Below are 12,289 nucleotides of genomic sequence, written 5' to 3' on the forward strand. Positions count from 1 at the left end.
GGTATGTCCAGAATCAATAAATTCGTACTTACAGTCAGTCTGCTGATTTTTATCATGATTTCAGCAGTTGCCTGCGGGATCTATACCCAGATGGTAAAAGAACGGGTGTATGGCCTGAAACAGTCCGTTATTGATACTGCTTTTGCGGTGGCAAATATTGCTGAATATCGGCGTAGTGTGGCAATTGATCTCATTAACACGCTTAACCCGACTGAAGAAGAATTGCTGGCTGGCTTGCGCACAGCTTACGCTGACTCGGTTTCACCTTCTTATTTGTATGATGTTGGTCCTTATCTGATTTCCAGTGATGAGTGTATTCAGGTTAAGGAGTATGAAAATAATTATTGTGCAGATATTATGCAAGTTGTTAAGTATCGGCATGTTAAAAATACGGGGTTCATCTCTTTTGACGGCAAAACCTTCGTCTATTATCTCTATCCGGTTACTCACAATCGCAGTTTGATATTTTTGCTTGGGCTGGAGCGATTTTCGTTACTGTCAAAGTCACTGGCAATGGATAGCGAGAACCTGATGTTCTCACTGTTTAAGAACGGCAAGCCAGTTACCGGTGATGAATATAATGCCAAAAACGCCATCTTCACCGTTTCGGAAGCGATGGAACATTTCTCCTATTTGCCGACCGGATTGTACGTATTTGCTTATAAAAAAGACGTTTATTTGCAGGTATGTACACTGATTATTTTCTTTGCTGCCTTGGTGGCAGTTATTTCAGGCATAAGTTGCCTCTATCTGATACGCAGAGTGATTAATCGTGGCATTGTTGAGAAAGAAGCCATTATTAATAACCATTTTGATCGCGTGCTGGACGGTGGGCTTTTCTTTTCGGCGGCGGATGTCAAAAAACTCTACAGCATGTATAACTCGGCGTTTCTTGACGATCTGACAAAAGCAATGGGCAGAAAATCCTTTGACGAAGATTTAAAAACCTTACCGGAAAAAGGTGGTTATTTATGCCTGTTTGACGTCGATAAATTCAAAAATATTAACGATACCTTCGGTCATTTGTTGGGCGATGAAGTGTTGATGAAGGTCGTGAAAATCCTTAAATCACAAATTCCGGTGGATAAAGGCAAAGTCTACCGCTTTGGCGGCGACGAATTTGCGGTGATTTATACTGGCGGAACCCTGGATGAGTTGCTATCGATTTTAAAAGATATCGTTAATTTCCAGGTGGGGAGTATTAATTTAAGCACCAGTATCGGCGTGGCGCATTCAAATGAATGTACTACCGTTGAACGGTTAAAAATGCTGGCGGATGAGCGGCTGTATAAAAGTAAGAAAAACGGCAGGGCACAGATTAGCTGGCAGTAATTTTTATTAACGAACCGGGCAAATGATTTTGCCCGGCCTGAATTAATTAAACCCGACTACCCCACAAATCGTACTCGTCGGCGTGCTCGACTTTCACACGCAGGATATCGCCCGGCTTAACGTTGGTTTCACCGTTGAGATAAACCGCGCCGTCGATTTCCGGTGCATCTGCCATGCTGCGGCCAATCGCGCCTTCTTCGTCTACTTCGTCGACGATCACCAGAATTTCACGGCCCACTTTTTCTTGCAGGCGCTCGGCGGAAATCTGCTGCTGCAGTTGCATGAAGCGATTCCAGCGTTCTTCTTTCACTTCTTCCGGAACCTGGTCAGGCAGGGCATTGGCGTCTGCGCCTTCAACCGGGCTGTATTTAAAGCAGCCAACGCGATCCAGACGTGCTTCTTTCAGGAAGTCGAGCAGCATCTGGAAATCTTCTTCCGTCTCGCCAGGGAAGCCGACAATAAAGGTTGAACGCAGGGTCAGTTCCGGGCAGATTTCGCGCCACTGTTTGATGCGTGCCAGTTGGCGATCTACAGAACCCGGGCGCTTCATTAGTTTGAGAATGCGCGGGCTGGCGTGCTGCAACGGAATGTCCAGATACGGCAGGATTTTGCCTTCCGCCATCAGTGGGATGACGTCGTCCACATGCGGATAAGGGTAAACGTAGTGCAGACGTGTCCAGATCCCCAGTTTCGATAACTGTTCGCACAGGCTGACCATACTGGTTTTTACCGGCTCGCCGTTGTAAAAGCCTGTACGGTGTTTAACATCGACGCCATAGGCGGAAGTATCCTGGGAGATCACCAGAATCTCTTTAACGCCCGCATCTACCAGGCGTTTCGCTTCGCTTAACACTTCGCCAATCGGACGGCTCACCAGGTCGCCGCGCATAGACGGAATAATGCAGAAGGTGCAGCGGTGATTACAGCCTTCAGAAATTTTCAGATAGGCATAATGACGCGGCGTCAGTTTCACACCTTGTTCTGGCACCAGGCTCAGGAATGGGTTGTGTTTCGGTTTTGGCACGTAGTGATGAACGTGCTCCAGAACCTGCTCATAGCTATGAGGCCCGGTGATTTCCAGCACTTTCGGGTGGACTTCGCGGATCTGATCTTCTTTTGCCCCCAGACAACCGGTCACAATTACCTTGCCGTTTTCATTCAACGCTTCACCAATGGCTTCCAGTGATTCTTGTACCGCGCTGTCAATAAAGCCGCAGGTGTTGACGATCACCATGTCTGCGTCGTCGTAGCTCGGTACCACGTCATAACCTTCAGTGCGTAGTTCGGTGAGAATACGCTCTGAATCGACAAGGTTTTTCGGACAGCCAAGGGAAACAAAGCCGATTTTCGGCTGGGGAGTTACTTTGCTCATAGCTTAAAAAATATTCAGTTACAGGAAAGGTCAGGGCAGGGATTCTACAGAGTTCTGGATAAAATTTGTATCGTAATCTGGTCAACAGGCGAGGAAAACGCCCCAAATATCGGGGCGCAAATGGTTATCAGGCTACAGGGTTTTCAGTTAGCGCCTTTGCAGGCTGGTTGCTGGATTTGTCCCGCAGCGTAAAGACCGAAATAAGCGTGAAGCAACCGGCAATCGCCCCCAGGATGAGATAGGTTTCAGCAAAGCCAATGGTGTCATACAGATAGCCGGCAATAGGTGAATAGATTGCCGTGGCGATGGATGCCACAAAAAGCACCAGCAGGTAGACCGTCGAAGAGAGTTTATGATCAAAGTTAGCTGCGATAAATTTAAACACAGATACCAGGATCAGTGGTTTTTCGATGGCGTGCATCATTTTAACGGCTGCAATCCACACTGGTCCCAGTTGGATTGCAGAACCGGCAATGCGCAACGACATAATGGTTCCGGCAATCACTAATGCCCATTTTGCGCCAGTGCGGTTAACAAACCACGGCATCAGACAGAGAAATAGGGTTTCTCCACAGACCTGGACAGAAGCCAGAATCCCGTACCAGCGATTGCCTTCTTCTGGTGTCGGAAATTGCAGCGAAAAATATTGTGCGAATTGTTGATCGTAGGTGTCATAAATTTGCGTTACGAACAGAGTGAACATCAATAAAAACCAGAACTGACTATTTTTCGCCAGTTCAAGCGCATGGATAGCTTTCAGCGAATTGGTTTTTTCAATTTCCGCCTCGGTCAGTTCGATTTTGGTAAACATAAAGCAGATTGCGGCGACCACAATGGCACAGCTTGCCAGCCAGAAAGAGAGATTAGGGCTGGTATCAATGTATTTACCCACAATCCACGCGGCGGCGGCCCATCCCAGAGAGCCCCACATTCTTACGCGACCATATTCAAAATGATAACGACGCGAAACTTTATCTATCCAGGAATCCAGAACGCCACAGCCAGAATTAAAAATGATCCCCAGGTAAACGCCACCCAAAACAGCGCCCAGCCAGAAGTTATGAACCAGAAGCGGGGCGTACACATAAATAAAGAATGGGCCTACGGGAAGTAATAATGCGACGAGGATCCAGATGAGTTGTTTCTTAAGACCAAATTTATCGGAGATGAAACCGAAGAACGGTTGCATTAATAACGCAATGAAAGCATTAACGGAATAAAGTAATCCTGTGCGTGTGGCGGTAATTTCCAGATGCTGTGTCGTCCATATGACAAAAAATGCCATCGTTGCCGACCAGGCAAAGAGGTACAGGAAATCGAAAATACTGAGCAAAATATAATTACGTTTACCGGGCAATAACATAGCCATATCCTCAATCACTGGCGTTGGGTCATTTACCGTTGGCACAGGCATTCGCTGTGCTTACTGGTTATTGTTTTGGTATGCATCTCCGTAAAATGTCATACGTTAACAATTTCATTTTTACTCTGACCCTGAGTGCGATGATTAGGCAATGTGTTAAATGAATGTTTGCGATTTGCATCACAATTATTGCTGGTAATAAAAAAGATTTAGCGAAATAGATCACTAAATCTTTTTATGGGAACGTATTACTTTTATGCCTTGCGTGTTAGCTCATCCGCCAGTGTGCGAAGGTGTTCAGCAATATTCATCAGATCAGTTTGTGGTGAGTGCAGAGGGCCAGCAGAGTTACGCACGACCAGGCGACTGGGAAGGATGGTTGAAGAGCGGAGCATCGCGTGTTCATCGTCCGGCTGTAAAATCTGTTGAACGGCAATTTTCCCTTGTAAATCAAAGTCGATTGCGACGGTCGTTAGCGAAGGTTCAAAAAACGCACTCTCATAGGTGTCGTCATAGCCAATGACAGAAATATCTTGCGGGATTTTACGTTTTTGTTGATGTAAGGCGCTTAACGCCCCCAATGCCATCTGATCATTGGCGATCAGAAGAGCGGTCGCCTGTGGCGTTTCACGTAGCATCTGTAACGTCGCCAGATAGCCGCTTTGAGCGTCCCAACTACCGTAATGAATGGCCAGCGGCGTCAGTTGGAGTGAGGAGAGGGTATCGCGCCAGGTATTGAGTCGTAGCCGCGCCGGTACTGAGTTTTCTGGGCCAGAGATCAGGCAAAATTGACGATGCCCCAAATCGTAAAGATATTTCACGCTGGCGCGTGCACCTTCTGCGGGATTAAAGGTGACGTTAAACACCGGGCTATAAGGATCCACGTCGAGAAACAGACACAATACATCGCTGTTTTCAGCAACCAGAGTTTCAGCCAATGCCGTTTCCAGCGGTGCGTTGATAATAATCTTTGTTACCCGTTGTGCTTTTAAGTCATTAATTGCAGCCTGAATACCGTTAATATCAACATCATCGATCATGGATATCAGCACCTGATATCCCTGTTCTCCGGCATATTTTTTCACTGCTGCCGCAATTTGCGAGGGGGCATGTAGGGCGAGCGAAGTTGTAACCAGCCCCACCGTTTTGCTCTCTTTCCCTACCAACTGTTGAGCCACGCGATTTGGAACGTATTTAAGTTCGGCAATGGCTTGTTCAATTTTTTGACGTGTTTTGGCAGACACGTTCGCTGAATTGTTAAGCACCCGCGACACTGTCTGATAAGAAACATTGGCATGACGAGCAACATCGGCAAGGGTTGCAGCTTTGGTTTTCATATTCGCCCCGGCTAAAAGATTTGTCACAGTATACCGCAGTGAATGTCATACGTATCACGCTCACCTGTCTCAGTGCTGGTAAGCTGAATCGACGAACCTGTTTGAAGGGAAAAAACGCGTACTTGATCACATTCTTGCCGGACATTCCTTGCATAGCGAAGCAATTAATTACTAGATGATATCGTTGTGAACGAATAACATTTTTTGTCTGTTTAAAACAATTCAGGAGTCAGCATGGACAAGCACCCACCGATCATCCCCAGAGCCCCATGGTTACTTCATGGTGCTGATTACAATCCGGAGCAATGGTTACATGTCCCTGGGATTCTGGAGAAAGATATCGCCATGATGCAACAGGCTGGTTGTAACACCATGTCGGTGGGCATTTTTAGCTGGTCAATGCTGGAACCCACAGAGGGTGAGTATCGCTTTGACTGGCTGGATGAAGTGCTGGATAAACTTCATGCTGGCGGGATTTCTGTCTTCCTCGCAACACCAAGCGGAGCAAAACCCGCCTGGCTTGCAGCTCGTTATCCAGAGGTTCTGAGAGTTAGCGCCTCACGCGAGAAAATGCTGCACGGAGGTCGCCATAATCATTGCCTTTCTTCGTCAGTGTATAAAGATAAAGTGACGCAAATTAACCGTAAGCTGGCGCAGCGATACGCCAATCATCCGGCGGTTCTGGGGTGGCATATCAGTAATGAGTATGGCGGAGAGTGTCATTGTAAGGGATGCCAACAGGCGTTTCGCCGTTGGTTGCAGACTCGTTACACCACTCTTGAGGCGCTTAATCAGGCATGGTGGACTGGCTTCTGGAGCCATACATACAGTGACTGGTCACAAATTGAATCGCCTTCCCCATTAGGTGAGATGTCTAACCACGGTTTGAATCTTGACTGGCGGCGCTTTGTCACATCGCAGGTAAAAGAGTTCTACCAAATGGAGATCGCGCCGTTAAAAGCTGAACGCCCAGATTTACCTGCGACGACCAATTTTATGTGGTATTTCAATGACTACAACTACTGGGCATTAGCCGAAGTGGTTGATTTTGTGAGTTGGGATAGCTATCCCATGTGGCATAAACAGGAAGATGAACGCGCCGTTGCCTGTAAAACAGCGATGTATCACGACCTGATGCGTACCTTGAAAAATAAACCGTTTATTCTGATGGAATCCACGCCCAGCCAGACAAGCTGGCAGCCAACCAGCAAATTGAAAAAGCCGGGAATGAATATTCTTTCTTCCTTACAGGCCGTCGCTCACGGCGCAGACGGCGTGCACTATTTTCAGTGGCGTAAGAGTCGTGGCGCCGTGGAGAAGTTTCATGGTGCGGTAGTTGATCATGTCGGTCATCTGGAGACGCGTACCGGGCGCGAAGTCATACAACTGGGGCAACGGCTGGCTCATCTTAACCAATTGGTTGGGACGAAAACGCAGGCAAAAGTTGCCATTATTTTCGACTGGGAAAACCGCTGGGCGGTCAATGATGCTGCCGGGCCGCGCAATTGCGGTATCCACTACGAGCAAACGGTAGTGGAGCATTACCGACCTTTCTGGGAGCAGGGCGTGGCGGTCGATATTATCAATGCTGATTGTGATCTTACGGGTTATCAGTTAGTTATTGCCCCAATGCTCTATATGGTTCGCGATGGATTTGCTGCTCGTGCTCGCGCCTATGTTGACGCTGGTGGCAATTTTGTCACCACTTACTGGTCCGGGATTGTCAATGAAACCGATTTATGTCACCTGGGTGGGTTCCCTGGCCCGTTGCGTGACCTGATGGGTGTGTGGGCTGAAGAGATTGATAGCCTTAATGATTATCAGCATAACGAAGTTATCTGTGAGCCGAATGCATATGGACTGCAGGGGCAATGGCAGGCACGGGAATTATGTGCGGTTATTCACGCCGAAGGTGCACAGGTTCTGGCGCGCTATGGCGAGGATTTTTATGCGGGTACGCCTGCGTTAACGGTAAATCACGTCGGACAAGGTCGAGCTTTCTATGTGGCTTCGCGTAATGATGCGTTATTTCATCAAGCGTTTGCCGCGATGTTGATCAACACACTTCATCTCCCAAAAGCACTTGCTACTGAACTTCCTGCTGGCGTTATTGCAATGCGTCGGACAGACGGCGATCAGGAATGGGTTTTTGTACAAAACTACACTGCTCATGTACAAAATATTGTGCTTCCTGGAGCGTGGCGAGTGGCGGAAACAGGTAAAGCTTGTTCACAAGACTTAGAACTGGCGCCGTGGGGATGCGAGGTGCTGGAAAGAGAAATAATGTAAATTCTTATTAATAAAATGTGAAGTATTGATCCCTGACAGCATTTTGTACAAAAAGTAGCCATACTATTTAATTGCACAAAGGCTGCAAAGAGGAGGATCGAAGTATGTTCGTTGACAGACAGCGAAGCGATCTACTTAACCGGTTGATCGATGCAAGAGTTGACCTCGCCGCATATGTGCAACTGAGGAAGGCCAAAGGATACATGTCCGTCAGCGAAAGCAATCATCTACGAGATAACTTTTTTAAACTGAATCGCGAACTGCACGATAAATCGCTGCGGTTGAATCTTCATCTGGATCAGGAAGAGTGGAGTGCTCTTCATCATGCTGAAGAAGCATTAGCGACAGCCGCAGTATGTTTGATGAGCGGGCATCATGATTGCCCGACTGTTATTACCGTCAACGCCGATAAGCTTGAAAATTGTCTGATGAGCTTAACGCTGAGTATCCAGAGCCTTGAAAAGCACACCATGCTTGCGCAGGCCTGAAAACTAAGGGGGAGAAAGCGTCTCCCCCTTCATGCTTAAGTTTTTGTAAAAATGAATTTGTCATCTCCTCCACTGACTACGCTTTAAGCCAGAGTCAATCCGGAGGCGTTATGCATCGACAATCCCTTTTCCTTGTGCCCTTTCTCTGTGTTTCTTCCGCTCTCTGGGCGGCTCCCGCGCCGGTAAATGTCGAAGTACTGCAAGACAAACTCGACCATCCGTGGGCGCTGGCCTTTTTACCTGATAATCACGGCATGTTAATCACCCTGCGCGGTGGCGAGTTGCGTCACTGGCAAGCAGGAAAAGGATTATCTGCGCCGCTTGTCGGTGTGCCGGAAGTCTGGGCGCGCGGGCAGGGCGGCCTGCTGGATGTGGCATTAGCGCCTGATTTTGCCCAGTCGCGCCGCATCTGGTTAAGTTATTCCGAAGTTGGCGATGATGGCAAAGCCGGAACTGCCGTGGGGTATGGCCGCTTAAGTGATGATCTCTCAAAAGTGACCGACTTCCGCACTGTCTTTCGCCAGACACCAAAACTTTCTACCGGCAACCATTTTGGCGGGCGGCTGGTCTTCGACGGTAACGGTTATCTTTTTATTGCTCTGGGCGAAAACAATCAGCGTCTGACGGCGCAAGATCTGGATAAATTACAGGGCAAACTGGTGCGTCTGACCGAACAGGGCGAGATCCCGGATGATAATCCCTTTGTAAACGAATCCGGTGCGCGAGCCGGGATCTGGTCTTATGGCATTCGTAACCCGCAAGGGATGGCGATGAATCCGTGGAGTAATGCGCTGTGGCTGAATGAACATGGCCCGCGCGGTGGTGATGAAATTAATATCCCGCAAAAAGGCAAAAACTACGGTTGGCCGCTGGCAACCTGGGGTATTAATTACTCAGGTTTTAAAATACCGGAAGCAAAAGGGGAAATCGTCGCCGGAACCGAGCAACCGGTTTTTTACTGGAAAGATTCGCCCGCCGTGAGCGGTATGGCCTTCTATAACAGTGACAAATTCCCCCAGTGGCAGCAAAAATTATTTATTGGCGCGCTGAAAGATAAAGATGTCATCGTGATGAGCGTCAAAGGCGACAAAGTGACGGAAGATGGCCGCATATTAACGGACAGGGGGCAGCGAATTCGTGACGTTCGCACTGGACCCGACGGTTATTTATACGTTCTCACCGACGAGCCCAACGGGGAATTACTCAAAGTTAGCCCACGCAATTAGCTAACGGGGATCATCACCACTTTGCGCACAGCGGGGCGTTCGGTGAGTTGCTGATACCAGCGTTGCAGATTCGGACGCGGTGTCCAGGTCAGGCCAACGTTAAACAAATTGTAAATAAACGGTGCGATAGCGATATCGCCCACACCAAACTCGTCGCCAGAAAACCATTTTACTTTTGCCAGCTCCGCATCGAGTAGGGCAAACAGGGCATCGCACTCTTTGCAGCTGGCATCAATGGCGGCCTGATTACGTTCTTCTGGTGGCGTTCTGACTAATCCCATCAGGATCCCACGATGGGCATTGCTGAGCGTCTGGTTTGCCCAGTCCATCCACTTTTCGGCTTCTGCGCGACGTGCCGGTGAGTCGATCCACAGACGTTCTTGCCCGTACTGTGCCGCCAGATAGCGGACAATGGCGTTTGATTCCCAAAGAATTAAATCACTTTCGTCATCACGCAACAGCGGCACCAGCCCGTTAGGGTTCATCGCCAGAAAATCGGCGTCATGGTTTACCCCAAACTCACGACCCGCCAAAATTTGCTCATAAGGCAGTTCCAGTTCTTCGAGCGTCAGCAACACTTTTTTAACGTTGGTTGAATTATTCCGACCCCACAACGTAATCATACTCACCCCTTTTCCGACAGGCAGCCACAGGCTGAACAGGACTCCGATGGTGAAGTAAAGTTAACTTTTAAGCAACAGCGAGTAAAAAAATGACGCCAGAAGCAGCGAAGCGGCAGGATATTGCATAAACTTTAAAAACTTTACCAACTTACGGTTTCTTTAAACTTGTGTGTGCGTTATTAATCACCGAACTTATCATACGGCGATATAACGTATTTTTTTTGAATGGATACTCGGGTGGCATTTATGACGCAATACTCCTCTTTCCTTCGTGGTCTTGCAGCGGGTTCTGCATTTTTATTCCTTTTTGCCCCAACGGCATTCGCGGCAGAACAAACCGTTGAAGCGCCGAGCGTGGATGCGCGTGCATGGATTTTAATGGATTACGCCAGCGGTAAAGTGCTGGCAGAAGGCAATGCGGATGAGAAACTGGATCCCGCGAGTCTGACTAAAATCATGACCAGCTATGTGGTTGGGCAGGCGCTTAAGGCCGATAAGATCAAACTCACCGATATGGTGACGGTCGGTAAAGATGCCTGGGCGACGGGAAACCCGGCACTGCGCGGTTCGTCGGTAATGTTCCTCAAACCGGGCGATCAGGTTTCGGTGGCGGATTTGAACAAAGGTGTGATTATCCAGTCCGGTAATGACGCCTGTATTGCGTTGGCCGATTACGTTGCCGGGAGTCAGGAGTCATTTATTGGTTTGATGAATGGTTATGCCAAAAAACTGGGCCTGACCAACACCACCTTCCAGACGGTGCACGGTCTGGATGCGCCGGGGCAATTCAGTACCGCGCGCGATATGGCATTGCTGGGTAAAGCGTTAATCCACGATGTGCCGGAAGAGTACGCTATTCATAAAGAGAAAGAGTTTACCTTTAACAAAATTCGTCAGCCTAACCGTAATCGTCTGCTGTGGAGCAGCAATCTGAATGTTGATGGCATGAAGACCGGAACCACGGCAGGTGCGGGATATAATCTGGTTGCTTCGGCTACCCAGGGTGATATGCGTTTAATCTCCGTAGTGCTGGGGGCAAAAACTGACCGCATCCGTTTTAATGAGTCTGAGAAATTACTGACCTGGGGCTTTCGCTTTTTTGAAACCGTGACGCCAATTAAACCTGATGCCACCTTTGTGACTCAGCGCGTCTGGTTCGGTGATAAGAGCGAAGTGAATCTCGGCGCAGGCGAAGGGGGATCAGTGACCATCCCACGCGGGCAACTGAAAAACCTGAAAGCGAGTTATACGTTAACGGAACCGCAGCTCACCGCGCCGCTGAAAAAAGGTCAGGTTGTCGGCACCATTGATTTCCAGCTTAACGGTAAATCTATTGAACAGCGTCCGCTGATCGTGATGGAAAATGTGGAAGAGGGTGGGTTCTTTGGTCGGATGTGGGACTTCGTGATGATGAAATTCCATCAGTGGTTCGGCAGCTGGTTCTCTTAATCTTCTGATGACCGGATGGCGCGGAAACGTCATCCGGTTATGCGTCATTAATACATCAACTTAATACGCTGCGCCTGCGCATACTTCACATACTCATCTTCCGGACAACAATCGCTCACCACAATATCAAAGCGTTTCAGCTCGCCCATGCGCGCCGGACGTACCTTGCCAAACTTACTGTGGTCGACAACCAGCACGTGCTTTTGTGCCATCGACATCGCCCAGTGTTTTACCGGCAACTCTTCAAGATTAAAACAGGTTGCGCCTTTACTGGCATGCACGCCAGCTGCGGAATAAAAAGCGATATCCGGGCAAAAATTATTCAGTGTTTGCTGAAAATCAATGGGTTTGAAAATAGCGTTGCTGGCGTGAAATTCACCACCGCAAAGAAACGCGCGACAATGGGGTTTCTCTTTCAGCGCCAGAAAGGTATTTAGTGAATAACAAATGGCGGTGAAAGGGATTTCATTATCTATCGCTTCAATAATCCACGGCGTGGTGGTGCCACAGTCAAAAAAGAGGGTCTGATCGGGTTCAACCAGCGTCGCGGCCAGTTTTGCCGCCCGGCGTTTTTCTTCCACCAGGCGGGATTTTTGATCGCTTAACAGGTAATGGCTGGCACTACGCGGTTCCAGAACAATATAGCCGCCGAGTAGTACGACGGGGGCACTGTTGTTATTCAAATCGCGACGAATCGTCATCTCTGAAACCCCAAGCAGGGCGGCGGCATCCTTCAGGTGTAACTTATCGCTGCGTTTTAATTCTTGTAGTAACTGCCCGATACGCTCTTCGCGACGTGTTTCCATATTC

General features: G+C 48.5%; 10 protein-coding genes. 5 read left to right on the plus strand and 5 right to left on the minus strand.

Annotated features, from left to right (window positions below; genetic code table 11):
- Nucleotides 1-3: 3 nt before the first annotated feature.
- Complete coding sequence (locus tag RGV86_RS20175; protein ID WP_180514910.1) at nucleotides 4-1,332, plus strand: GGDEF domain-containing protein; 1,329 nt, start codon at nucleotides 4-6, stop codon at nucleotides 1,330-1,332.
- 46 nt (nucleotides 1,333-1,378) lie between these two features.
- On the opposite strand, the gene rimO is transcribed toward RGV86_RS20175, so the two are convergent.
- The 3 genes from rimO to RGV86_RS20190 all read right to left on the minus strand — a co-directional run bounded on the left by rimO (nucleotide 1,379) and on the right by RGV86_RS20190 (nucleotide 5,404).
- Nucleotides 1,379-2,704 (minus strand): 30S ribosomal protein S12 methylthiotransferase RimO, encoded by a 1,326-nt coding sequence (gene rimO / locus RGV86_RS20180; protein WP_000049382.1) that lies wholly within the window; start codon nucleotides 2,702-2,704, stop codon nucleotides 1,379-1,381.
- Between the two features lie 127 nt (nucleotides 2,705-2,831).
- The gene (locus RGV86_RS20185; RefSeq protein WP_000926279.1) at nucleotides 2,832-4,067 is read right to left on the minus strand and encodes an oligosaccharide MFS transporter; all 1,236 of its coding nucleotides are present in this window, start codon (nucleotides 4,065-4,067) and stop codon (nucleotides 2,832-2,834) included.
- Between the two features lie 254 nt (nucleotides 4,068-4,321).
- A complete protein-coding gene (locus tag RGV86_RS20190; protein ID WP_085460556.1) occupies nucleotides 4,322-5,404 on the minus strand; it encodes a LacI family DNA-binding transcriptional regulator in 1,083 nt (360 codons plus the stop codon).
- A 234-nt stretch (nucleotides 5,405-5,638) separates the two neighbouring features.
- On the opposite strand from RGV86_RS20190, the gene RGV86_RS20195 reads away from it, so the two are divergent.
- From RGV86_RS20195 to yliI, 3 genes are all read left to right on the plus strand, one after another.
- The gene (locus RGV86_RS20195) at nucleotides 5,639-7,693 is read left to right on the plus strand and encodes a beta-galactosidase (protein ID WP_085460557.1); all 2,055 of its coding nucleotides are present in this window, start codon (nucleotides 5,639-5,641) and stop codon (nucleotides 7,691-7,693) included.
- Between the two features lie 104 nt (nucleotides 7,694-7,797).
- The gene (gene bssR / locus RGV86_RS20200; protein WP_000497144.1) at nucleotides 7,798-8,181 is read left to right on the plus strand and encodes a biofilm formation regulator BssR; all 384 of its coding nucleotides are present in this window, start codon (nucleotides 7,798-7,800) and stop codon (nucleotides 8,179-8,181) included.
- Nucleotides 8,182-8,291: 110 nt separating this feature from the next.
- Complete coding sequence (yliI, locus tag RGV86_RS20205; RefSeq protein ID WP_085460558.1) at nucleotides 8,292-9,407, plus strand: aldose sugar dehydrogenase YliI; 1,116 nt, start codon at nucleotides 8,292-8,294, stop codon at nucleotides 9,405-9,407.
- On the opposite strand, the gene gstB is transcribed toward yliI, so the two are convergent.
- On the minus strand, nucleotides 9,404-10,030 hold the full coding sequence (gstB, locus tag RGV86_RS20210; RefSeq protein WP_010347520.1) for a glutathione S-transferase GstB: 627 nt from the start codon (nucleotides 10,028-10,030) through the stop codon (nucleotides 9,404-9,406). The genes yliI and gstB overlap by 4 nt on opposite strands.
- Before the next feature lie 246 nt (nucleotides 10,031-10,276).
- Here gstB and dacC point away from each other — a divergent pair, with 246 nt between their 5' ends.
- Nucleotides 10,277-11,479 carry a serine-type D-Ala-D-Ala carboxypeptidase gene (gene dacC / locus RGV86_RS20215; RefSeq protein WP_024212562.1) on the plus strand — a complete coding sequence of 401 codons (1,203 nt, stop codon included), beginning with the start codon at nucleotides 10,277-10,279 and terminating at the stop codon, nucleotides 11,477-11,479.
- Nucleotides 11,480-11,526: 47 nt separating this feature from the next.
- Here the strand turns inward: dacC and deoR are convergent, their stop codons facing one another.
- Nucleotides 11,527-12,285: a DNA-binding transcriptional repressor DeoR gene (deoR, locus tag RGV86_RS20220; RefSeq protein WP_309508449.1), complete on the minus strand. Its 759-nt coding sequence runs from the start codon at nucleotides 12,283-12,285 to the stop codon at nucleotides 11,527-11,529.
- Nucleotides 12,286-12,289 lie beyond the last annotated feature (4 nt).

Source organism: Escherichia ruysiae, from assembly GCF_031323975.1.
GTDB lineage: Bacteria > Pseudomonadota > Gammaproteobacteria > Enterobacterales > Enterobacteriaceae > Escherichia > Escherichia ruysiae.

Coding starts and splice junctions, on each gene's coding strand:
- RGV86_RS20175 (WP_180514910.1), top strand. CDS start 4: ATGTCCAGAATCAATAAATTCGTACTTACAGTCAGTCTGCTGATTTTT.
- rimO (WP_000049382.1), bottom strand. CDS start 2,704: ATGAGCAAAGTAACTCCCCAGCCGAAAATCGGCTTTGTTTCCCTTGGC.
- RGV86_RS20185 (WP_000926279.1), bottom strand. CDS start 4,067: ATGTTATTGCCCGGTAAACGTAATTATATTTTGCTCAGTATTTTCGAT.
- RGV86_RS20190 (WP_085460556.1), bottom strand. CDS start 5,404: ATGAAAACCAAAGCTGCAACCCTTGCCGATGTTGCTCGTCATGCCAAT.
- RGV86_RS20195 (WP_085460557.1), top strand. CDS start 5,639: ATGGACAAGCACCCACCGATCATCCCCAGAGCCCCATGGTTACTTCAT.
- bssR (WP_000497144.1), top strand. CDS start 7,798: ATGTTCGTTGACAGACAGCGAAGCGATCTACTTAACCGGTTGATCGAT.
- yliI (WP_085460558.1), top strand. CDS start 8,292: ATGCATCGACAATCCCTTTTCCTTGTGCCCTTTCTCTGTGTTTCTTCC.
- gstB (WP_010347520.1), bottom strand. CDS start 10,030: ATGATTACGTTGTGGGGTCGGAATAATTCAACCAACGTTAAAAAAGTG.
- dacC (WP_024212562.1), top strand. CDS start 10,277: ATGACGCAATACTCCTCTTTCCTTCGTGGTCTTGCAGCGGGTTCTGCA.
- deoR (WP_309508449.1), bottom strand. CDS start 12,285: ATGGAAACACGTCGCGAAGAGCGTATCGGGCAGTTACTACAAGAATTA.